Source organism: Rhodosalinus sp. 5P4, assembly GCF_041365695.1.
Taxonomy (GTDB): Bacteria; Pseudomonadota; Alphaproteobacteria; order Rhodobacterales; family Rhodobacteraceae; genus Rhodosalinus.
Genome location: NZ_JBGFSJ010000001.1, coordinates 233,857 through 254,223, shown reverse-complemented (window position 1 = coordinate 254,223; position 20,367 = coordinate 233,857). Strand labels below are relative to the sequence as shown.

The 20,367-nt window shown below is 69.8% G+C and carries 18 protein-coding genes and 2 tRNA genes; 8 read left to right on the top strand and 12 right to left on the bottom strand.

Annotated features, from left to right (window positions below; all coding sequences use genetic code 11):
• Window positions 1-141: 141 nt before the first annotated feature.
• The 3 genes from ilvN to AB6A69_RS01230 all read left to right on the top strand — a co-directional run bounded on the left by ilvN (window position 142) and on the right by AB6A69_RS01230 (window position 2,188).
• Window positions 142-705: an acetolactate synthase small subunit gene (gene ilvN / locus AB6A69_RS01240; RefSeq protein WP_371036543.1), complete on the top strand. Its 564-nt coding sequence runs from the start codon at window positions 142-144 to the stop codon at window positions 703-705.
• Between the two features lie 116 nt (window positions 706-821).
• A complete protein-coding gene (locus AB6A69_RS01235) occupies window positions 822-1,976 on the top strand; it encodes an SRPBCC family protein (protein ID WP_371059325.1) in 1,155 nt (384 codons plus the stop codon).
• Window positions 1,973-2,188, top strand: a complete 216-nt coding sequence (locus tag AB6A69_RS01230) for a hypothetical protein (RefSeq protein ID WP_371036545.1) — start codon at window positions 1,973-1,975, stop codon at window positions 2,186-2,188. The genes AB6A69_RS01235 and AB6A69_RS01230 overlap by 4 nt, the downstream gene beginning before the upstream one ends.
• Here the strand turns inward: AB6A69_RS01230 and AB6A69_RS01225 are convergent.
• From AB6A69_RS01225 to AB6A69_RS01200, 6 genes are all read right to left on the bottom strand, one after another.
• Window positions 2,185-3,000: a DUF2189 domain-containing protein gene (locus tag AB6A69_RS01225; protein ID WP_371036546.1), complete on the bottom strand. Its 816-nt coding sequence runs from the start codon at window positions 2,998-3,000 to the stop codon at window positions 2,185-2,187. The genes AB6A69_RS01230 and AB6A69_RS01225 overlap by 4 nt on opposite strands.
• Window positions 3,001-3,070: 70 nt before the next feature.
• Window positions 3,071-4,480 (bottom strand): amidase, encoded by a 1,410-nt coding sequence (locus AB6A69_RS01220; RefSeq protein ID WP_371059324.1) that lies wholly within the window; start codon window positions 4,478-4,480, stop codon window positions 3,071-3,073.
• Between the two features lie 13 nt (window positions 4,481-4,493).
• On the bottom strand, window positions 4,494-5,621 hold the full coding sequence (prfB, locus tag AB6A69_RS01215; RefSeq protein WP_371059323.1) for a peptide chain release factor 2: 1,128 nt from the start codon (window positions 5,619-5,621) through the stop codon (window positions 4,494-4,496).
• 67 nt (window positions 5,622-5,688) lie between these two features.
• The gene (locus AB6A69_RS01210; RefSeq protein ID WP_371059322.1) at window positions 5,689-8,211 is read right to left on the bottom strand and encodes a penicillin-binding protein 1A; all 2,523 of its coding nucleotides are present in this window, start codon (window positions 8,209-8,211) and stop codon (window positions 5,689-5,691) included.
• Between the two features lie 140 nt (window positions 8,212-8,351).
• A complete protein-coding gene (locus tag AB6A69_RS01205) occupies window positions 8,352-9,572 on the bottom strand; it encodes an N-acetylmuramoyl-L-alanine amidase (RefSeq protein WP_371059321.1) in 1,221 nt (406 codons plus the stop codon).
• 59 nt (window positions 9,573-9,631) lie between these two features.
• The gene (locus tag AB6A69_RS01200) at window positions 9,632-10,789 is read right to left on the bottom strand and encodes a pyridoxal phosphate-dependent aminotransferase (RefSeq protein ID WP_371059320.1); all 1,158 of its coding nucleotides are present in this window, start codon (window positions 10,787-10,789) and stop codon (window positions 9,632-9,634) included.
• Between the two features lie 56 nt (window positions 10,790-10,845).
• Between AB6A69_RS01200 and AB6A69_RS01195 the strand changes: the two genes are divergently transcribed.
• Genes AB6A69_RS01195 through AB6A69_RS01185 form a run of 3 tightly spaced genes read left to right on the top strand, consistent with a single transcriptional unit; the run spans window position 10,846 to window position 13,692 of the window.
• On the top strand, window positions 10,846-12,168 hold the full coding sequence (locus AB6A69_RS01195) for a M48 family metalloprotease (protein WP_371059319.1): 1,323 nt from the start codon (window positions 10,846-10,848) through the stop codon (window positions 12,166-12,168).
• A 35-nt stretch (window positions 12,169-12,203) separates the two neighbouring features.
• Window positions 12,204-12,962, top strand: coding sequence for a DsbA family protein (locus AB6A69_RS01190; RefSeq protein ID WP_371059318.1), 759 nt, complete (start codon window positions 12,204-12,206; stop codon window positions 12,960-12,962).
• Complete coding sequence (locus tag AB6A69_RS01185) at window positions 12,943-13,692, top strand: hypothetical protein (protein ID WP_371059317.1); 750 nt, start codon at window positions 12,943-12,945, stop codon at window positions 13,690-13,692. Before AB6A69_RS01190 ends, AB6A69_RS01185 begins: the two co-directional genes overlap by 20 nt.
• 8 nt (window positions 13,693-13,700) lie before the next feature.
• On the opposite strand, the gene ispG is transcribed toward AB6A69_RS01185, so the two are convergent.
• The 3 genes from ispG to hemA form a co-directional block, all read right to left on the bottom strand.
• Window positions 13,701-14,828 carry a flavodoxin-dependent (E)-4-hydroxy-3-methylbut-2-enyl-diphosphate synthase gene (gene ispG / locus AB6A69_RS01180; RefSeq protein ID WP_371036555.1) on the bottom strand — a complete coding sequence of 376 codons (1,128 nt, stop codon included), beginning with the start codon at window positions 14,826-14,828 and terminating at the stop codon, window positions 13,701-13,703.
• A gap of 70 nt (window positions 14,829-14,898) precedes the next feature.
• The gene (locus AB6A69_RS01175) at window positions 14,899-16,074 is read right to left on the bottom strand and encodes a helix-turn-helix domain-containing protein (protein ID WP_371059316.1); all 1,176 of its coding nucleotides are present in this window, start codon (window positions 16,072-16,074) and stop codon (window positions 14,899-14,901) included.
• A gap of 144 nt (window positions 16,075-16,218) precedes the next feature.
• Window positions 16,219-17,442 (bottom strand): 5-aminolevulinate synthase, encoded by a 1,224-nt coding sequence (gene hemA, locus AB6A69_RS01170; protein ID WP_371054825.1) that lies wholly within the window; start codon window positions 17,440-17,442, stop codon window positions 16,219-16,221.
• A 198-nt stretch (window positions 17,443-17,640) separates the two neighbouring features.
• On the opposite strand from hemA, the gene AB6A69_RS01165 reads away from it, so the two are divergent.
• Complete coding sequence (locus tag AB6A69_RS01165; protein ID WP_371059315.1) at window positions 17,641-19,035, top strand: M20/M25/M40 family metallo-hydrolase; 1,395 nt, start codon at window positions 17,641-17,643, stop codon at window positions 19,033-19,035.
• Window positions 19,032-19,913, top strand: a complete 882-nt coding sequence (locus tag AB6A69_RS01160; RefSeq protein WP_371059314.1) for an alpha/beta fold hydrolase — start codon at window positions 19,032-19,034, stop codon at window positions 19,911-19,913. Before AB6A69_RS01165 ends, AB6A69_RS01160 begins: the two co-directional genes overlap by 4 nt.
• Here AB6A69_RS01160 and AB6A69_RS01155 read toward each other — a convergent pair.
• From AB6A69_RS01155 to AB6A69_RS01145, 3 genes are all read right to left on the bottom strand, one after another.
• Window positions 19,897-20,121 carry an RND transporter gene (locus tag AB6A69_RS01155; protein ID WP_371054822.1) on the bottom strand — a complete coding sequence of 75 codons (225 nt, stop codon included), beginning with the start codon at window positions 20,119-20,121 and terminating at the stop codon, window positions 19,897-19,899. The two genes, AB6A69_RS01160 and AB6A69_RS01155, sit on opposite strands and share 17 nt — an antisense overlap.
• Window positions 20,122-20,156: 35 nt before the next feature.
• Window positions 20,157-20,233, bottom strand: a tRNA-Asp gene (locus AB6A69_RS01150).
• Window positions 20,234-20,285: 52 nt separating this feature from the next.
• Window positions 20,286-20,362: transfer RNA gene (locus AB6A69_RS01145), tRNA-Asp, on the bottom strand.
• Window positions 20,363-20,367: the final 5 nt, after the last annotated feature.

The window sequence follows — 20,367 nt, the reverse complement described above, 5'->3', positions numbered from 1 at the left end:
CCCCCCCCCCCCCCCCCCCCCCCCCCCCCCCTCTTCGCCTGCGGCGAATTCACCCCCGGGAGTATTTCCGCCAAGAAGAAGGCGGTGGCGGATTGGACGATGGCGGCCGCGGGCCGCGGCTGAGAGAGGGGAAGGTGGCGGATGTCCGCACTGAAGATCAAGAAGGGCTCGAACAAGCATTCGGCCTACAACCTGCGCCCGACATTCTCGGACGTGCAGGAGCGGCACACGCTGGCCGTTCTGGTCGACAACGAGCCCGGCGTGCTTGCGCGGGTCATCGGGCTTTTCTCGGGACGGGGCTACAATATCGAAAGCCTCACCGTGGCGGAGGTGGACCACACCGGTCACCTGAGCCGGATCACCATCGTCACCACCGGCACGCCGCAGGTGATCGTGCAGATCAAGGCCCAGCTGGGGCGCATCGTACCGGTCCACGAGGTGCACGACCTCACCGTGGAGGGCCGCGCCGTGGAGCGGGAGCTTGCGCTTTTCAAGGTGGCGGGCCAGGGCGACAAGCGGGTCGAGGCGCTGCGCCTGGCCGACATCTTCAGGGCGAACGTCGTGGACAGCACGCTGGAAAGCTTCGTCTTCCAGCTTACCGGCACGTCCGAGAAGATCGACGCCTTCGCCGAGCTCATGCGCCCGCTGGGCCTGACGGAGATGGCGCGCACGGGCATCGCGGCGCTTTCGCGCGGCGCAGGCTGAACGGCGCGACACAGCCCGCGCGGCATGTCGCCCCGGGCAAAACCGGGTCGCGGACAGGCGCGCGCCGGGCGGTGGCCGCGGTATCCTCGCGGGGCTTGCGAGGAGGACCGCCGCCCATGACCGCCACCGATCTTTCCGCCGTCCGCCAGCCCGTCGCCGCGGCGCAGGGACTGCCCAACGCGCATTATGTCGACCCGCGCGTTCACGCCGAGGAACGCGACGCGCTGCTTTTCGGACAGTGGGCCGGTCTTGCCGTGGCGGCGGACGTGCCCGAGCCGGGCGACGCGGTGCCGATCGATTTTCTCGGCATGCCGCTTCTGCTGCTCCGCGACCGCGAGGACGAAGTCCGGGTGTTTCTCAATACCTGCCGCCATCGGGGCATGATCCTTGTCGAGAGTGCGCGCAAGATCGAGGGGGCGATCCGCTGTCCCTACCATTCCTGGTGCTACGCCACCGACGGACGGCTCGTGGCCACGCCCCATGTCGGCGGGCCGGGCCACAACACCCATGACGCGATCCGCCGGGACGAGCTCGGCCTCGTCGAGGTGCGCAGCCATGTCTGGTTCGACGTGGTGTGGATCAATGTCTCGGGCGACGCCCCGCCCTTCGAGGAGGCTCATGCGGAGCTTCTGGAGCGCTGGCGCGAGTTCGACCGGCCGATCCATCACGGCGGCCCGGACAGCCGCTGGCAGCTGGCCGTGAACGCCAACTGGAAGCTCGCGGTGGAGAACTACTGCGAGAGCTATCACCTGCCTTGGGTGCATCCCGGTCTCAACAGCTATTCGCGGCTCGAGGACCACTACCACATCGAGGCGCCGGGCCGTTTCTCGGGCCAGGGAACCCTGGTCTACCGGCAGCTCACCAACGAGTTCGGGCAGGTCTTCCCCGATTTCGAGGGTCTGTCGCCGAGATGGGACACGGCCGCGGAATACATCGCGGTCTATCCCAACGTGCTTCTGGGCGTGCACCGGGACCACGCCTTCGCCATCCTGCTCGTGCCCGACGGGCAGGAGCGGACGGTGGAGCACATCCACCTCTACTATACCCGCCCCGACACCGACGAGGGGTTGCGGATGCGCAACGTGCAGCTCTGGAAGACGGTGTTCGAGGAGGACATCTTCGTCGTGGAGGGCATGCAGCGCGGGCGCCACGCGGCGGGCTTCGACGGCGGGCGTTTCTCTCCGGCGATGGACGGGCCCACGCATTGCTTCCACGACTGGGTCGCAGCGCGAATGGAGGCGCACCGCGGGCGGGCGCGCGCCGCGGAATGAGCGCGGGCCTGCACGAGGCGCTGCTCGAGGCGCATGCGCGCGCCGACCGCGCGGGGCTGGTGGATCTCTATGCCCGCGCCGCGGACCGGCAGAACGACGTGGACGCGGCCTGCTTCTTCCTGACGCATGCCTACGTCTTCGCGCTTGAAACCGGCCACCCCGCGGCAACGGCCCTGCACGGGCGGCTGAAGGCCCGGGGGCGCGAGGCCTAGGCCGACTGCGTCTCGCCCTCGCCCGCCGCTTCGGCCGCGCCCGCCGCGACGGCGAGGCGGTAGAGATGCCAGGTCGTGTGGCCGAGAAGCGGCAGCACCAGAAAGAGCCCGAGGAATCCCGGCACTAGCGCGAGGAAGGTGACGACCGCGATGAAAAGCGCCCAGCCCAGCATCGGGCCGGGGCTGCCCGTCACGGTCTGGACGCTCGCGATCATGGCGGTGACGAAATCCACCTCGCGGTCGAGCAGAAGCGGCAGCGCGATCACCGTGACCGCGTAGAGCAGAAGGGCGAAGGCCGCGCCCACGGCGATCTCGACCGCGATCATCGAAACACCCTCGGGCGTGGTGTAGACCTCGTAGGAGGTGGAGATGTTGGTGAGCGTCGAGAAGCCCAGGAAGAGCGCGAAGATCATGTGCGCGAGGAAGAACCAGAACAGCACCATGAAGAGGATGATCGCGCACATGGTCGGGAGCTGCCGGCCGGTCTGGTGAGCGACGACGCCCAGCACCTCGCCCCAGACGAGCGGGCGCCCCAGTTCCAGCCGCCGGCTCACCTCGTAGAGGCCGACCGCGGCGAAGGGCCCGACGAGCGGAAAGGCCGTGGCCGCGAAGATCAGCCAGTAGGTCTGGCCGGTCAATTGCGTCACCGCGACCATGATCCAGCCGACGGCGACGTAGACGCCCGCGAAGAAAAGCCCGAAAAGCGGCGCGCTGCGCATGTCCGCCCAACCTCGCGCGAGCGCGCGGCGCAGCATGTCGCGCGTGACGGCGCCGAGCGGCGGCACCCCAAGGGGCGGTGCGTCGTCCTGCATGGGCCTCCCCTCCCCTGCCATGGAGCGCTTTCCCGATGAGACCGGGAAAGCCCGCGCGTTTCAAGGGCCGTCACACGGCCGGGCGCATCTGGGGCCATCGCGTGGCGTCATGGTAGGCATGGCCGAGCCGGAGAAGGCCTGCATCGCCCCCGCGCCGGCCCATGAGCTGCAGGCCCGCGGGCAGCCCGGCCGGGCCGAAGCCTGCGGGACACGCGAGCGCGGGCAGACCCGCCAGGCTTGCCGGGACGACCACCTCCATCCAGCGGTGGTAGCTGTCCATGGCGCGCCCGGCGATCTCTTTCGGCCAACGGAGCTCGACCGGGAAGGGCCAGACCTGCGCGGCCGGCAGCGCGAGCGCATCGTATCGCGCGAAGATCTCGGCCGCGCGGGCGAACCAGCGCGAGCGGAGAACCGAGGCCCGATGCACCTCCATCGCCGAGAGCGCGCGGCCACGCTCGATTTCCCAGAGCGCCTCGGGCTTGAGCCTGTCGCGGGCCTCCGGACGCTCGGCCAGGGGCCCGAGCGATGCCGCCACCGCCCAGGAGCGCAGCGTCGTCCAGCTTTCCCAGAGGGCTTCCGCCGGAAAGGGCGGCGCGAGCGGCTCCACCCGCGCGCCCAGCGCCTCGAACGCGGCAAGCGCCGCCTCGCAGGTCTCCAGGATACCGGCTTCGCAGGGAAGGCTCCCGCCCCAGTCGCCAAGCCAGGCGATGCGCGCGCCCGCGGCGCCACGCCTTATCCCCGAGAGGAAGGCTTCGGCGGGCATGCCGTGGGGCTGGCGCGGATCGGGGCCGGCCATCACCTCGAGCAACGCGGCCAGGTCGGCGGGGCTTCGCGCCATCGGCCCGGGTGTCGAAAGCTGGTGGAGGAAGCTGTCGCCCTCGGGCTCGGCGGGCACGCGGCCCCAGCTCGGGCGCAGGCCATAGACGTTGTTCCAGGCCGCCGGGTTGCGCAACGAGCCCATCATGTCCGAGCCGTCGGCCACCGCCAGCATCCGCGTGGCCAGCGCCGCCGCCGCCCCGCCCGAGGAGCCGCCGGCCGAGCGCGAGAGATCGTAAGGGTTGCGCGTCGCACCGAACACCTCGTTGAAGGTGTGGCTGCCGAGGCCGAATTCGGGCGTGTTGGACTTTCCGATCACGATGGCGCCGGCGGCGCGCAGGCGGCCGATCGCGATGTCGTCCCGCTCCGCCACGCGGCCGGCGAAGAGCGGGGAGCCCTGGCTGGTCGGCAGCCCGGCGGCGTTGGCAAGATCCTTGACCGCAAGGGGGATGCCATGAAGCCAGCCCGCGCGTGGCGCGGCGTCGGCCGCGCGCGCCTCCGCGAGCAGCGTTTCGGGATCGCGCGGCGAGACGATGGCGTTAACGGCGGGGTTGAGCGCCTCGATGCGCGCGAGGGTCGCGCGCATCACCTCTTCGGCGGAGAACTCCCGCCGGGAGAGGGCCGCCGCGAGGTCGAGCGCATCGAGGTCGAGCGGATCGGCCACCGGCAGGCCGGCCTCAGGCGTCGGCCTGCGCCTCGGCGCGGCTCTTGCCCGCGGCGTCGAGCGCGAGCACGGCGGCCATGAAGCCATCGATGTCCCCGTCGAGCACGCCCTTGGTGTCGGAGGTCTCGTAATTGGTGCGCAGGTCCTTCACCATCTGGTAGGGCTGGAGAACGTAAGAGCGGATCTGGTTCCCCCAGCCTGCATCGCCCTTGGCCTCATGTGCCTCCTGGATGGAGGCGGTCCGCTTCTCCAGCTCCATCTGGTAAAGCCGCGATTTCAGGGCCTTCATGGCGATGTCACGGTTCTGGTGCTGCGACTTCTCCGAGCTCGTCACCACGATGCCGGTGGGCACATGGGTGATCCGCACCGCCGAGTCGGTGGTGTTTACGTGCTGCCCGCCCGCCCCGGAAGAGCGATAGGTATCCACGCGGATGTCGGCCGGGTTGACCTCGATCTCGATGTTCTCGTCGACCACCGGGTAGACCCAGACGGAACTGAACGAGGTGTGCCGCCGCGCCGAACTGTCATAGGGCGAGATCCGCACGAGGCGGTGCACGCCGGATTCCGATTTCAGCCAGCCATAGGCGTTCTGGCCGGTGATCTTGTAGGTGGCGGACTTGATGCCCGCCTCGTCGCCCGGCGTCTCGTCCTGAAGCTCGACCTTGAAGCCGCGCTTCTCGGCCCAGCGCACATACATCCGCGCCAGCATCGAGGCCCAGTCGCAGGATTCGGTGCCGCCCGCGCCGGCATGGATCTCCAGATAGGTGTCGTTGCCGTCCGCCTCGCCGTCGAGCAGCGCCTCGAGCTCGCGCGCGCGCGCGACCTCGACGAGGTCCTTCAGCGCGCCCTCCGCCTCGGCGACCACCTCCTCGTCGCCCTCGGCCTCGCCCATCCCGATCAGTTCGACATTGTCGGAAAGCTGCTGCTCGATGGCGCCCACGGTTTCGATCGCGTCGACAAGCGCCTGGCGCTCGCGCATGAGCTTCTGCGCCTTTTCAGGGTCGTTCCAGAGATCGGGATCCTCCACCCGGGCATTGAATTCCTCGAGCCGGTGCTGCGCGGTTTCCCAATCCATGCGCTGGCGCAGCAGGTCGAGAGACTTCCTGATCTCTGCAACGGCGGATTCGGCGTCGGCACGCATGGATATCTCCGGGGAACGGGGGGTTGGATCGGTGTGATAAACCAGCCGCCGGGGCGCGGCAAGCGGCTCAGTAGAGGCCGCCGGAACTCATGGACCCGAAGCTGGCGCGCGGCCCCACCACACCGCGCTGGCCGGTCGAGGTCGTCACCTCGCGCGACACGCCGCCCTCCTCGGGTGCGATGCGCATGAAGTCGCTCCCCATCGCGAATCCGCCGTCATAGGTGATGCCGAAAATCGGCTCCTCCCCCTCGCGGAAATACTCCGCGACGACGTTGGGGCCCGAGGCGTCGTCGGGCAGGCGCGCGCCGGTATAGCGGTCGATCTTGATGAAGGTGCCGCCCGGGGGAACCTCGAACGCGCCGCCGCCATATTTCTTGATCGCCTCGGACATGAAGCGCTGGAAAACCGGCCCGCACAGCGTGGAGCCGTAGGCGCCCTGGCCGAGCGAGCGCGGCTGGTCGTGGCCGATATAGCAGCCTGCCACGATATTGGACGAGAAGCCGATGAACCAGACGTCGCGGGCGTCGTTGGTCGTCCCGGTCTTGCCCGCGATTGGCACGGGCAGGTCGATCGCACCGCTCGCCGTGCCGCGATCGACCACGCCCTGCATCATGGAGGTCAGCTGGTAGGCGGTGATCGCGTCCATCACCCGCTCGCGCTCGGAGACGAGCCGCGGGCTGCGGCCCGGCGCGATGTTCGGATCGCCGCAATCGGTGCAGATGCGCTCATCGTGGCGGTAGATTGTGCGCCCGTAGCGGTCCTGCACGCGGTCCACCAGCGTGGGCTCCACCCGCTCGCCGCCATTGGCGAACATCGCGTAGGCCGCCACCATGTCGTAAAGCGTGGTCTCCTGAGAGCCGAGCGCATTGGCGAGATAGGGTTCCAGCCGGTCGTAGACGCCGAAGCGCTCGGCATAGGCCGCGACCGTCTGCATGCTCACTTCCTGCGCAAGGCGCACCGTCATCAGGTTCCGCGACTGCTCGATGCCCGTGCGCAGCGGCGTCGGTCCGTAGAACGCGTTCGACGCGTTCTTGGGCCGCCAGACGCCCTGGGGCGTGTCCACCTCGATGGGCGCGTCCACGATGATCGTCGCGGGCGAGTAGCCGGAATCGAGCGCGGCGGCGTAGACGAAAGGCTTGAACGACGAGCCGGGCTGACGCTGGGCCTGCGTCGTGCGGTTGAAAACCGAGTCCTGGTAGGAGAACCCGCCCTGCATGGCGATCACGCGGCCGTTGTTCACGTCCATCGCCATGAAGCCGCCCTGCACCTCGGGCACCTGCCGGAGCGACCAGCGGATGAAGCTGCCGTCGTCGTCCGACACCATGCGCCGGACATGGACCACGTCGCCCACCTCGAAATTCGCGAAGAAGTCGCCACGCATCCAGCGGATATCCTCGCGCGGCACCACGAAAGGCTCGGCCTCCGTCTCTTCCACGCCCTCGATGCCGAGGCGCAGCCGGTTCTCGGCCACCTCGAGCACCACCGCCGGGTGCCAGGGCTGCACCAGGTCGACGTCGCGGGCGACATCGGCCTCGGCAAGGGCCGCGCGCCATGCCTCCTCGCTTGCGAGGGCCTCCTGCGGAAGCGTCTCGCCCGTGCCGCGCCAGACCCCGGCGTTGCGGTCGTACTGTTCGAGCTGGGTCCGGAACGCCTCGGCCGCGACGACCTGCATCTCGGGATCCAGTGTCGCGCGCACCGTGAAGCCCGCCGAGAAGAATTCGGCCTCGCCGAAATCGCGCGACAACTGGCGGCGGATCTCGTCGGTGAAGTAGTCGCGCGGCGGCAGGGCGGAGCGGAAGCTCTCGAAATCGCCCGCCTGCACCGAGCGCAGCGGCATCGCGCGCTCGCGCTCGTAGGTGGCGCGGTCGAGATAGCCGTTCTCGTGCATCTCCGTCAGGACGTAGTTGCGCCGCGCCAGAAGCCGGTCGGCGTTGCGCACGGGATGGAAGTCCGACGGCGCCTTCGGCATCGAGGCGAGGAAGGCCGCCTCGTGCGGCGCCAGCTCCCGCAGGGTCTTGTTGAAGAAGGTCTGCGCGGCCGCCGCCACGCCATAGGAATTCTGGCCGAGATAGATCTCGTTCAGGTAAAGCTCAAGGATCTCCTCCTTGCTGAGCGTCTGTTCGAGACGGGTGGCGAGAATGATTTCCTTTATCTTGCGCTCCACCCGGCGTTCGCCGCCCAGCAGGAAGTTCTTCATCACCTGCTGGGTGATCGTCGAGGCCCCGCGCAGCGTCTCGCCGCGGGTCCGCACCGCCTCCACCAGCGCCGCGGCGATGCCGCGCGCGTCGAAGCCCTGGTGCTGGTAGAAGTTCTTGTCCTCCGCCGAGATGAACGCTTGCTTCACGAGCGGCGGGATCTCTTCGGCCGGCGCGAAGAGGCGGCGTTCCTGCGCGAACTCGTCGATGATCCGGCCCTCGGCCGAATAGACCCGGCTGATCGTGGGCGGGCGATACTGTGCGAGGCTTTCATGGCTGGGCAGATCGCGCCCGTAGACCCAGAAGACGCCGCCGATGGTGAGCGCGACCATCACCACGCCCAGCGTGATCAGGCTGAACAGTCCGCCGAGGACGGAGAGGAAAAATCTGAGCAATCGTGGCTCCTGCCGGTTTGGCGTCTCTATACGCGCGGCGCCGCGCCGGGTCAAAACACAACGCCGCGTGCCTGTGTTGCAGATGGGGCCGGCCGGGACCCCGCGCCAGCCCTGCAAAGGCCCGATCGGCGGGCCCCTGCCTACCTGCGGCGCAGCGGCGCCTCCGCCGCGTCCGCGGCTTCCCAGGCGGCGATGCCATCGCGAATTCCCGCGACGAGACGCGCGCGCCAGTCCGGGTCGGTCAGGTTCTCCAGATCCTCCGGCGTGGACAGGAACCCCGCCTCGAGCAGGACCGAGGGGATGTCGGCGGCCTTGAGCACCGAGAACCCGGCGCTGCGCAGCGGGCGCGAGTTGACGTGGCTCGTCCGGGCGTCGATCCCGACGATCAGCGCGCGGGCAAGCTTTTCGGATCGCGGCGCCGTCTCCAGCCTTGCGATCTCCATCAGCACGTTGGCCACCACGTCGTCGGTGCCCGTCAGGTCGACGCCGGCGAGCAGGTCGGCGCGGTTGTGACGCTCGGCGAGCGCGGCGCTCGCCTCGTCCGTGGCGCTGTCGGAGAGCGTGTAGGCCGTCGCGCCCCGCGCGCGCCCCGACGCGAGCGAATCGGCATGGAGCGAGATGAAGAGATCCGCGCCGGACCGGTGCGCGATCTGCACGCGCCGCTCCAGGGAGACGAAGACGTCGTCCTCGCGCGTCAGCACCACCTCGTAGCGCCCCGCCCGGCGCAGCGCCTCGCGCAGCTCGAAGGCCAGCGCGAGCATCAGATCGGCCTCTCTCACCTCTCCCACCTCGGCGCCCGGGTCGATGCCGCCATGGCCGGGATCGAGCACCACGACGAGCCCCCGATCGCCCCGGCCTTCGCGGCGCGCGGGGTCCGTCTCGGCGGGCTCGGGCAGGTCCCAGCGCGGGTCCCCGGGCGCGCCGGCCTCCGCGTCGAAGGTGGCCTCGTCCACCGGGGCGAGCAGTAGGCGCAGCGCGGCCTGCCCTGTCAGGTCGCTGACCGACAGCCCCGCCTCCCGCACCGCGAGAGGCCGCTCGAGGTCGGCGACGAGCCGCGACCATCCGGGCCGGAACGTGCCCGCCCGCAACGCGCCAAGGCCGGACGTCGCGAAGCGGTCGGTGTCGAGGCCCGTCCACTCCACCTCGCGGAAATCGAGCACCAGCCGGTCCGGGTCGGACAGGGTGAAGACCCGCCAGGGCACGCCCTGGCTCAGCAGAAGGTCGATCCGGACGCCGCCCGCGGCGGTCGCCTCGGCGCCGCTGCGCGCCGGGTCGAGCCGCGCGAGGCCACCCATGTCCTGCGCCCCGGCGGGCGCCGCCAGCGCCACGAGAAGCGCGAATGCCGCGACAAGCCTGCTCATGTGATCCGCCCCGCCTTTTGCGCGGACTCTATCCCAAAGCGGACGGCGCGAAAACCGCGTCACGCCGGAAGATGGCCCCGGGCGCGCATGAACTCCGCGAGGCGGGACAGCCCCTCCCGGATGTCGGCCATGGAGGCCGCGTAGGAAAAGCGCAGCGTGCCGCCGCCCCGGACCGGGTCGAAATCGAGCCCCGGCGTGACCGCCACGCCCGCCTCGTCGAGGATCTCCCGCGCGAAGCCGAGGCTGTGGGAGGTGATGTGGCTCACATCCGCGTAGACGTAGAACGCCCCGTCCGGCGGCGCGATGCGGTCGAACCCCGCCGCCGGCAGCCCTTCCAGCATCAGCTGGCGGTTCTCGGCATAGACGGCCAGGTTGGCCGCGAGTTCGTCCTGTGCGTCGAGCGCGGCGAGCGCGGCCACCTGCGCGGCGTGCGAGGGGCAGATGAAGAGATTCTGCGCCAGTCGCTCCACCCGGCGGACATGGTCCTCGGGCACGACCATCCAGCCCACGCGCCAGCCGGTCATGGAGAAATACTTCGAGAAGGAGTTGATGACGTAGACATCGTCGGAAAGCTCGAGCGCGGTGACCGCCTTCGCCTCGTACTCGATGCCGTGATAGATCTCGTCGCTGATGAAGGCCGCGCCTTCCGCCTCGGCCCAGCCGATGAGCGCGCCCAGCGCCTCGCGGCCCAGCATCGTTCCGGTGGGGTTCGCGGGCGAGGCGACCATGAGCCCCGAAAGCCCCTGCCCCGAAAGCTCCTCCGGCACGGGCTGGTAGCGGTTTTCCGGGCGCGTCGGGATGTCCACCGGCCGCAGGTCGAGCGCGCGCAGGATCTGGCGGTAGCTCGGGTAGCCCGGCGCGCCGATGCCGACCGCTTCGCCCGCGTCGAAGAGCGCGGTGAAGGCGAGGACGAACGCGCCCGAGGAGCCCGAGGTCACGACCACCCGGGCGGGATCGAGATCGACGCCGTACCACTCGCGGTAAAGCCGCGCGATGCGCGCGCGCAGTTCGGGGCGGCCGAGCGCGACGGTGTAGCCCAGCGGGCCCGCCTCCATCTCCCGCACGAGCGCCTCGCGCGCGGCGGCGGGCGCGGGCGTTCCGGGCTGGCCCACCTCCATGTGGATGACGTGGCGGCCCGCGGCCTCCGCCGCACGCGCGGCTTCCATCACGTCCATCACAATGAAGGGATCGACCTCGCCGCGCCTTGAGTTCCGCATCGCTCCGCTCCTACTCTGGGTTAAGCCGCTTTTCACAAGCCCGGGAAGGCCCGTCAATGCACCGCGCCCACCAGTTCGCTGCCGCGCTCGCCGCACTCGCCCTCGTGGCCCTGCCCGGCCCGGCCGCCGCGCTCGGGCTTCTGCGCGACAGCGACGTCGAACGCTCGCTCTCCCAGCTGGCGGCGCCCGTGATCCAGGCCGCGGGGCTGAGCCCGTCGCAGGTGCGTGTGCTGGTGGTGGATGACGGATCGCTCAACGCCTTCATCGTGGATAACCGCCACATATTCATCAATTACGGGCTGATCCTGAAGCTCGACAGCCCCGCGCAGCTTCAGGCGGTGATCGCGCACGAGGCCGCGCATATCGCCAACGGGCACATCACCCGGCGGATGACGAACATGCGGGCGATGACGACGGCGGCGGGGCTCGGCACCGCGCTCGCCGCGATGGCGGCCGCGGCGGGCGCCGACGGATCGGCCGCCGCCGGCGTGGCGATGGGCGCGGCAAGCTCGGCCATGCGGCGCTTCCTGACCCATACGCAGGCCGAGGAAGCCTCGGCCGACCGCTCCTCCATCCGGTATCTCGTGCGCGCGGGCGTCGATCCGCGCGGGGCGGTGGAGGTGATGAAGCTCTTTTCCGGGCAGGAGGTTCTCACCACCGCGCGGCAGGATCCCTACGCGCGCACGCATCCGCTGTCGCGCGACAGGCTGCGCGCGCTCGACTCCTACGCCGCCGCCCATGGCAGCAAGACCGCCCCCGACCCTGCGGCGATCTACTGGCACGACCGCGCGCGCGGCAAGCTCTCGGCGTTCCTGCGCGCCCCGAAATGGACGATGCGCCGCGCCCCGGACAGCGTGTCGCAGGACATCCGGCTGATGCGCGAGGCGGTGGCCCATCACCGCCGCTCGGACACGGGGCGCGCGGTGCGCGCCATCGACGCCGCGCTCGCCCTGCGGCCCGGCGACGCGGGCTACATGGACCTCAAGGGGCAGATCCTGCTCGAAAGCCGGAATTTCGCCGCCGCGGTGCAAGCCTACGGTGCGGCAGCCAACGCGGCGCCCGGCGACGCGCTGATCCTCGCAGGCTACGGCCGCGCGCTTCTGGCCGCGGGCCGGCCCGGCGAGGCGCTGACCGCGCTCGAACGCGCCCGCACGATCGATTTTCGCAATGGTCGGATGCTCCGCGATCTCGCACAGGCCTACGCCCAGACCGGACAGGTCGCCATGGCCTCGGTGGCCACGGCGGAACGCTACGCGCTGCAAGGGCGCATGGAGGACGCGAAACTGCACGCCGAGCGCGCGCTCGCCCGCCTGCCCCGCGGGAGCGGGGGTTGGCAGCGCGCGCAGGATGTGTTCAGTGCCGCCGAGCGCGCCCTCTGACGATAGCCGGACAGCCAACACGGGAGACCGCCACCATGACCGCCCCCCGCCTCGTTTCCGCGGCGCTCGCCGCAACGCTCGCCTTCGCCGCGCCGGCCGGCGCGCTCGACGTCACTCAGATGACCGACGCGGAGCGCGAGGCGTTCCGCGCCGAGGTGCGCGCCTACCTGCTCGAGAACCCCGAGGTGATCATGGAAGCGGTGGCCGTGCTGGAAGAGCGTGACGCCGCCGCGCAGGCCGCTGCCGACACCGAGCTGGTGCAGACCTACGCCGAGGAGATCTTCGACGACGGCTATTCCTGGGTGGGTGGCAATCCCGACGGGGACGTGACGCTGGTGGAGTTCATCGACTACCGCTGCAGCTATTGCCGCCGCGCCCATGAGGACGTGAACGAACTGGTCGAAACCGACGGCAACATCCGGCTCGTGATCAAGGAGTTCCCGATCCTCGGGCCGGACTCGCTCGCCTCGTCGCGTTTCGCGGTGGCGGTCAAGCAGGTGGCCGGCGACGACGCCTACCACCTGGCCAAGGAGGCGCTGATCGAGATGACGGGCGAGGCCAACGAAACCACGCTCGCCCGGCTGGCCGAGACGCTGGGCCTCGATGCCGACGCGATCCTCGTGCAGATGGAAAGCGAAGAGGTGACGGCGGTTCTGGCCGAGACCCGCGCCCTCGCCCAGCGCCTCGGCATCAACGGGACACCCACCTTCGTGCTGCCCGATCGCATGCTGCGCGGCTACGTCCCGCTGGAGGGCATGCGCGAGATGGTGGCCGATGTGCGCGACGCGGGCTAGCGCGGCGCTCCTCGCAGCGGCGCTCGGCCTTGCGGGCGGCGCCCAGGCCGCGGGCCTCGACCTGACCCCGGACGAGCGCGCGGCCTTCGGCGCCGAGGTCCGTGCACTGCTGCTCGGGGAACCGGACATCGTGGACCGCGCCCTGGGCGCGCTTTCGCCGGCGCCGGACTACGCCGACGAGATCGCCCGTGACACCGCGCTTCTGGACGCAGAGCGCGACGCGCTTGCCGCGGATTCGGGCGACTGGAGCGAGGGCCCGGAGGACGGCACCCCCCTTGTCGTCTTCCTGCCGCCGGCCTGCACGGAGTGCCAGCCGCTGCTGGCCGAGCTTCGCGCGCTCGGGGCACGGCGTGGCGACACGCGGCTTGTCGTGAAGGACATGCCGGGCACCGAAGACGGCGGGCAGTCGGCCGCGCGGTTCCTGACCGCCGTCCTCGACGAGGTCGGCCCCGACGCCTGGCTCGAGGCGCGCGAGGGCCTTGCCGCGCTGCCCGAGCCCGCCAATCCCGCGATGCTCGAACTTTTCGCCCAGACCATGGCCTGGCCCGCCGGGAAGGTCGTGCAGAAAATGCACGCCCCCACCACCACCGCGCGGCTAGACCGGGTCCGCGACCTGGCCGGCCGCCTGGGCATCGACATCGCCCCGTCCTTCGTGGTGGGCGGCATTCTCGTGCGCGGAAACATGCCCGCGGCCGTATTGGAGCGCTATCTCGACCGCAGCGCCGACTGAGGCCTGCGCTACTCGGCCGCCTGTGTCGCCGCGTCGGCCTCGAGTTCGGCGGCTTTCTTCTCCACCTGCTCGACGATGTGCTCGATCATCTCGTCGTTCGACATCCGGTGGCTCTGCTTGCCGGCAAGGTAGACCATGCCGTGGCCGGCCCCTCCGCCGGTGAAGCCCACATCCGTCATCAGCGCCTCGCCCGGGCCGTTGACCACGCAGCCGATGATCGACAGGCTCATCGGCGTCTTGATGTGCTCGAGCCGCTTCTCGAGGATCTCCACCGTCCGGATCACGTCGAAGCCCTGCCGCGCGCAGGACGGGCAGGAGATGACGTTGACGCCCCGGTGTCGCAGGCCCAGCGATTTCAGGATCTCGTAGCCCACGCGGATCTCTTCCACGGGATCGGCCGAGAGCGACACGCGGATCGTGTCGCCGATCCCCATCCAGAGCAGGTTGCCAAGGCCGATCGCGGACTTGATCGTGCCGGACATGAGCCCCCCCGCCTCGGTGATGCCGAGGTGGATCGGCGCGTCCGTGGCCTCCGCGATGCCCTGGTAGGCTGCGGCGGCAAGGAACACGTCCGAGGCCTTAACGCTGATCTTGAATTCGTGAAAGTCGTTGTCCTGCAGGATCCGGATATGGTCGAGGCCCGACTCGACCATCGCCTCCGGGCAGGGTTCCGCGTATTTGTCGAGCAGGTGCTTTTCCAGGCTTCCGGCATTCACGCCGATGCGGATCGCACAGCCGTGGTCGCGGGCGGCGCTGATGACCTCGCGCACCCGCGCCTCGGATCCGATGTTGCCGGGGTTGATGCGCAGGCAGGCGGCGCCCGCCTCGGCCGCCTCGATCCCGCGCTTGTAGTGGAAATGGATATCGGCAACGATCGGCACCGGGCTTTCGCGCACGATCTCCCGCAGCGCGCGGGCCGACGCTTCGTCGGGCACCGAAACGCGCATGATATCGGCGCCGGCCTCCGCGCAGGCCTGAATCTGCGCGACGGTGGCGGCGACATCCGTGGTGGCCGTGTTCGTCATGCTTTGCACCGAAATCGGCGCATCGCCGCCCACCGGCACCGATCCCACATGGATCTTGCGGCAGTCCCTGCGGTAGATGTTGCGCCACGGGCGGACGTGATTGAGGGTCATGGCGGCCTTTCCGTCGCGTGCCTTCTCGCCCTGAAAATAGGCCGCAGCGCCCCTCGGCGCAATGCGTGCGCTACTCCGACGCGCCGGAGATTTCGCGCGCCTCCGCCATCGCGACGACCTTGGCAAGCTCGGGGTCTTCGCCGAAATCGGCAAGCGCGTAGCCTTGCGTCAGCGCGTCCACGGACAGCGCCACGTCGCGGATCGTCGACGTGCCCTGCCCCGCCGGGCCGTAAAGCTCTCCGTTCACCTCGAAGTAGAGCGACCCCGACATCCCGGCGCGCAGCGTCGGCGCGCCTTCGGTGCGCGGCAGCGTGTAGGCTTCGCCCGCATCGAGGATCTTCTCGAAGATGACCGAGCCGTCGGCGCCGCGCACGCGGATCCACGCCGGACGCACGGCGAGGATCTTCACCTCGGGCGCCTCGGCCTCCACCACCTGGGGCATCTCGGCGGCGGTGGTGGCCGCGCGTTCGGGAACGGCCGGCGAGGCCAGGTCGAGGCCCGACGGCGCGGCGGGCCGGTCCGCGCGCGCGAAGGCCCCCGTGGTCTCGGGATCGAGCGTCGAGATCGGCGCGTCGCGCGCGATCATCACCGGCACGTCGAGCGCCTGGGGCCGGTAAAGGCGCTCCATTGCCTCGCTGGACAGCGACGGGCCGTCCGGCTCGGATGATCCCGCCCCGTCGAGCGGGTCGAGCTCGGCGAGCACCACCGGCGTCTGGTCCACCGGCGACAGCTGCACGCGCTGGATCTCGCGCAGGACCGACCAGCCCCCGAACCCGATCGCGCCGACCAGTGCGGCAAGCACCACGAGCGAGCCGACGGCCCCGGGCTCCACCCTTGAAAACAGGCTTTCGCTGCGCGGGATGAAGGGCGTGGCGGGTTGCACGAAGGGGTCGCGCGCCCCGCCCGACGTCGTCGCGGGCTTGCCGCGGCGGGCCGGTTTCCGAACGCTCGAGGCGTCCTTCGACATGCCATGGGCGGGAGAGAACCCGCTTTCCGCACAGAACTCGGCGAAGGCCCGGTCGGGGTCCATGCCGAGATAGCGGGCATAGGAGCGCACATAGCCCGCGATGAACCCGGGCGTGTCGAAGGCGGACGGGTCGGAATTCTCGATCGCGGCGATGTAGCTCGCCCGGATGCGCAATTCGCGCTGCACGTCGAGAAGCGACTTGCCGAGGGTGGCGCGCTCCCCGCGCATCACGTCGCCAAGACGCAGATCGAAATCGTCGAAGCGCTTGGGCTTCGCCACGGGCTGCGCGTCAGCTCGGGATGGCTTGCGCCGGATCATGCCTGCTGCCTCTGCTCCGTTGGGTCACGGGCCTGCCGCGATTCGGACCCTTCTTTGATTGCAGAAGGTTACCACAGAGGAAACAGCCGGACAGACGAAACCCGTTCAGGCGGACTTCTCGGCGCGATTCAGCGCACAATGCGACCACAAATCGTCCATCGCGCTTACCAGCCGGTCCATCTCGTCCGGGCCGTGCACCGGCGAGGGCGTGAAGCGCAGCCGCTCGGTTCCGCGCGGCACGGTGGGGAAGTTGATCGGCTGGCAGTAGATCCCGTAATCCTCGAGCAGCATGTCGGAGATGCGCTTGCAGTGGACCGGGTCGCCCACGATCACGGGCACGATGTGGCTTCCATGATCGATGATCGGCAGCCCGAGCGCCTTGAGCCGCGTCTTGAGAATTCGTGCCTGGGTCTGGTGCTTCTCGCGCCGCGCCCGGTCCGTCTTCAGATGCGCGACACTGGCCGCGGCGCCGGCCGCGACGGCCGGCGGCAGCGAGGTCGTGAAGATGAACCCCGGCGCGTAAGACCTTATGGCGTCGCACATCTTCGCGCTCGCCGCGACGTAGCCGCCCATCACGCCGTAGGCCTTCGCCAGCGTGCCGTTGATGATGTCGATCCGGTGCATGAGCCCGTCGCGCTCTGCCACGCCGGCCCCGCGCGGGCCATACATGCCCACCGCGTGCACCTCGTCGATATAGGTCAGCGCGTTGAACTCGTCGGCCAGATCGCAAAGCGCCGCGATCGGGCCGAAATCGCCATCCATGGAATAGATCGATTCGAACGCGATAAGCTTGGGCGCGTCCGGATCGTCGGCCTCGAGCAACTCGCGCAGATGCGCCACGTCGTTGTGCCGGAAAACGCGCTTGGCGCCGCCGTTGCGCCGGATCCCCTCGATCATCGAGGCATGATTGAGTTCGTCGGAATAGATGATGAGCCCGGGGAACAGCTTCGGCAGGGTGGACAGCGTGGCGTCGTTCGCGATGTAGGCCGAGGTGAAGAGAAGCGCCGCTTCCTTGCCATGCAGATCCGCCAGTTCGGCCTCGAGCCGCTTGTGATAGACCGTGGTACCGGAGATGTTGCGCGTTCCGCCCGAGCCCGCGCCGGTGCACTCGATCGCCTCGTGCATGGCGGCGAGCACCGCCGGGTGCTGGCCCATGCCGAGATAGTCGTTGCCGCACCAGACCGTGATCGGACACGTCTCGCCGTCCGGGCGGCGCCAGGTGGCATGCGGAAACGAACCGCGCCTGCGCTCGATGTCGATGAAGGTCCTGTAGCGGCCCTCGTCATGCAGGCGCTGGATCGCTTGGTCGAGTTTGGCGGTGTAGTCCAACGTCACTCCCCCCGGTTTGCTGGCAGCGGGGTCGGCCCCGACATATTCAACAATTCACGGATATAACCGTGAACGGCGTCTTGCAACACGTTACGCGGCGCGGTCCTTGGGGCTCATTGATCCAGATCAACCGCCTTGCTGGACAGCGCATGACGCAATGATAGTGTGCGCCCTGACGCTCGACAGGAGATCCCAGACATGCGCGACACCACGACGCTGGACCCGGTTCTGAACCGCCTCGACGCGGGGCTCGACGCATCGCTGGAACGGCTGATGGCGCTGATGCGGATACAGTCGATCTCCACCGATCCGGACTACGCGGCGCGGTGCCGCGAGGCTGCGCAATGGCTTGTCGCGGATCTGCAAGGGCTCGGCGCCGAGGCCCGGCTTGCCGAGACGCCGGGTCATCCGATGGTGGTGGGACACATCGGCGAGGGCGCCCCGCACCTTCTCTTCTATGGCCATTACGACGTGCAGCCCGTCGATCCCCTCGACCTGTGGGACCGCGACCCCTTCGATCCGGCGATCGAGGAGACCGGTCAGGGCCGGGTCATCCGCGGGCGCGGCGCCTCGGACGACAAGGGCCAGCTCATGACCTTCGTGGAGGCGTGCCGCGCCTGGATCGCCGAGAACGGGGCCCTGCCCTGCCGCGTGACCTTCTTCTTCGAGGGCGAGGAGGAATCGGGCTCGCCCTCGCTGATCCCGTTCCTGCGGGAGAACGCCGCGGAACTGACCGCGGACCTCGCGCTGATCTGCGACACCGGCATGTATGACCGCGAGACGCCGTCGATCGCCACGCAATTGCGGGGCATGTTGCGCGAAGAGGTCGTGATCCGCGGCGCCTCGCGCGATCTGCACTCGGGCCTCTACGGCGGGCTGGCCGTCAACCCGATCCACGTGCTGTCGCGCGTCCTTGCCGGGCTGCACGACGAAACCGGGCGCGTCACCCTGCCGGGCTTCTACGATGGCGTGCCCGAAACGCCCCCCGAGGTGATGGAGCAGTGGGCCGGGCTCGGCTTCGACACCGCCGCGTTCCTCGGCAAGGTGGGCCTGTCGCACGGCGCCGGCGAGCAGGACCGCACCCCGATCGAGCGGCTCTGGGCGCGCCCCACGGCCGAGGTGAACGGCATCTCCGGCGGCTACGCCGGCGCGGGATTCAAGACCGTGCTGCCCGCGGAGGCGCGCGCCAAGGTCAGCTTCCGCCTCGTCGGAACCCAGGATCCCGAGGCGATCCACGAAAGCTTCGTGGCCTATGTGGAAAGCCTGCTGCCGCCGGACTGCACCGCGGAGTTCCCCATGGGCGACGGCGCGCCCGCCTGCCGCATGGACACCACCCGCCCCGAATTCGAGGCCGCGCGCGCCGCGCTGTCGGACGAGTGGCCGCAGCCCGCGGTCTTCGCCGGCATGGGCGGCTCGATCCCGGTCGCCGGCTACTTCAAGGAGATCCTCGGCATGGACGCGATGCTCGTCGGCTTCGCCCATGACGACGACCGGATCCACTCGCCCAACGAGAAATACGACCTCGAAAGCTTTCACAAGGGCGCGCGAAGCTGGGCGCGCATCCTGCACGCGCTGGCCGACACTGGCGCATGATCCCGGGCTTCGCCGCGCATGTATTCACGCGGGACGGCGTGGACATCGCCTGCGAGACGGGCGGCGACGGCCCGCCGCTTCTGCTCCTGCACGGCTTCCCGCAGACCCGCGCCATGTGGGCACGGATCGCGCCGCGGCTTGCCGAGACCCACACGGTGGTCTGCCCCGACCTTCGCGGCTACGGCGCCTCCTCGAAACCGCGGGGCGCGGAGAACTACAGCTTCCGGGCGATGGGGGCGGACCAGCTCTCGCTGATGGCGCATCTGGGCTTCCACCGCTTCCACCTCGCCGGCCATGACCGGGGCGGGCGCACGGCGCACCGCATGGCGCTCGACGCGCCGGAGCGGGTGGCGAGCCTCGCGCTCATGGACATCGTGCCCACGCATCACCTGCTCACATGCCTCACGCACGAGGTGGCGCGGGCCTATTATCACTGGTTCTTCCTCGCCCAGCCGCACCCCTTCCCCGAGCGGATGATCGAGGCCGACCCGGACGCCTTCTACGAGCGGTGTCTGCTGGGCTTCGGCAAGGCCGCGCTTTCCGATTTCGCGCCGGACCAGCTTGCGGCCTACCGCGCGGCCTGGCGCGACCCGGAGGCCATCCGCGCGATGTGCGACGACTACCGCGCCGCGCTCGATCACGATCTCGCCCTCGACGACGCCGATCTGGACCGGCGGGTCGCCTGCCCCGCCCTCGTGCTCTGGGGCGCGCAGGGCGCCATGGCGGCGGTCTACGACGTGCCCGGCACCTGGGCCGGCCGGCTGGCGCGGATGGAGGCCCGGCCGATGCCGGGCGGGCACTTCTTCCCCGACCAGCACCCTGACGCGACCGCCGAGGCGCTTGGCGCATTCCTCGCGTCGCTCAGCCTTTCGGCCTGACGGCCGTCCAGCCCTTTGCCATCAAGAGGACCCAGGGCGCCCCGTGCAGCGCGAGGTCCAGGATATCGATGGGCCGGGTGAGCGTGCCCGCGCCCAGCATGCGAAGCTTTTCGACGAGATGGGGTTCCGGCGTAAAGGGCGCGAGGCCGAGCGTCAGCGCCAGGATCACCGCGACGCTCCATGGCACCTGATCGAGAAGCGCGCGCATCGGTATTCCGGAGCGTCCCGTGCTTGGGGAAGGTGTGGCGCGGTTGACGGGGCTCGAACCCGCGACCCCCGGCGTGACAGGCCGGTACTCTAACCAACTGAGCTACAACCGCGCATGGGGTGGACGGATCCACCGGGATGCCCTCCGGGCCGGTTCGGCGGCGATGGCGCGGTTGACGGGGCTCGAACCCGCGACCCCCGGCGTGACAGGCCGGTACTCTAACCAACTGAGCTACAACCGCATGCC

Bases quoted from the DNA above. Each gene is read 5' to 3' on its own strand.
- AB6A69_RS01155 (WP_371054822.1), bottom strand. From the start codon at position 20,121: ATGCGCGCGCTTCTCGATCAGGTGCCATGGAGCGTCGCGGTGATCCTG.
- AB6A69_RS01230 (WP_371036545.1), top strand. From the start codon at position 1,973: ATGAGCGCGGGCCTGCACGAGGCGCTGCTCGAGGCGCATGCGCGCGCC.
- AB6A69_RS01225 (WP_371036546.1), bottom strand. From the start codon at position 3,000: ATGCAGGACGACGCACCGCCCCTTGGGGTGCCGCCGCTCGGCGCCGTC.
- AB6A69_RS01205 (WP_371059321.1), bottom strand. From the start codon at position 9,572: ATGAGCAGGCTTGTCGCGGCATTCGCGCTTCTCGTGGCGCTGGCGGCG.
- AB6A69_RS01195 (WP_371059319.1), top strand. From the start codon at position 10,846: ATGCACCGCGCCCACCAGTTCGCTGCCGCGCTCGCCGCACTCGCCCTC.
- AB6A69_RS01200 (WP_371059320.1), bottom strand. From the start codon at position 10,789: ATGCGGAACTCAAGGCGCGGCGAGGTCGATCCCTTCATTGTGATGGAC.
- AB6A69_RS01165 (WP_371059315.1), top strand. From the start codon at position 17,641: ATGCGCGACACCACGACGCTGGACCCGGTTCTGAACCGCCTCGACGCG.
- prfB (WP_371059323.1), bottom strand. From the start codon at position 5,621: ATGCGTGCCGACGCCGAATCCGCCGTTGCAGAGATCAGGAAGTCTCTC.
- ilvN (WP_371036543.1), top strand. From the start codon at position 142: ATGTCCGCACTGAAGATCAAGAAGGGCTCGAACAAGCATTCGGCCTAC.
- AB6A69_RS01190 (WP_371059318.1), top strand. From the start codon at position 12,204: ATGACCGCCCCCCGCCTCGTTTCCGCGGCGCTCGCCGCAACGCTCGCC.
- AB6A69_RS01235 (WP_371059325.1), top strand. From the start codon at position 822: ATGACCGCCACCGATCTTTCCGCCGTCCGCCAGCCCGTCGCCGCGGCG.
- ispG (WP_371036555.1), bottom strand. From the start codon at position 14,828: ATGACCCTCAATCACGTCCGCCCGTGGCGCAACATCTACCGCAGGGAC.
- AB6A69_RS01160 (WP_371059314.1), top strand. From the start codon at position 19,032: ATGATCCCGGGCTTCGCCGCGCATGTATTCACGCGGGACGGCGTGGAC.
- AB6A69_RS01185 (WP_371059317.1), top strand. From the start codon at position 12,943: ATGTGCGCGACGCGGGCTAGCGCGGCGCTCCTCGCAGCGGCGCTCGGC.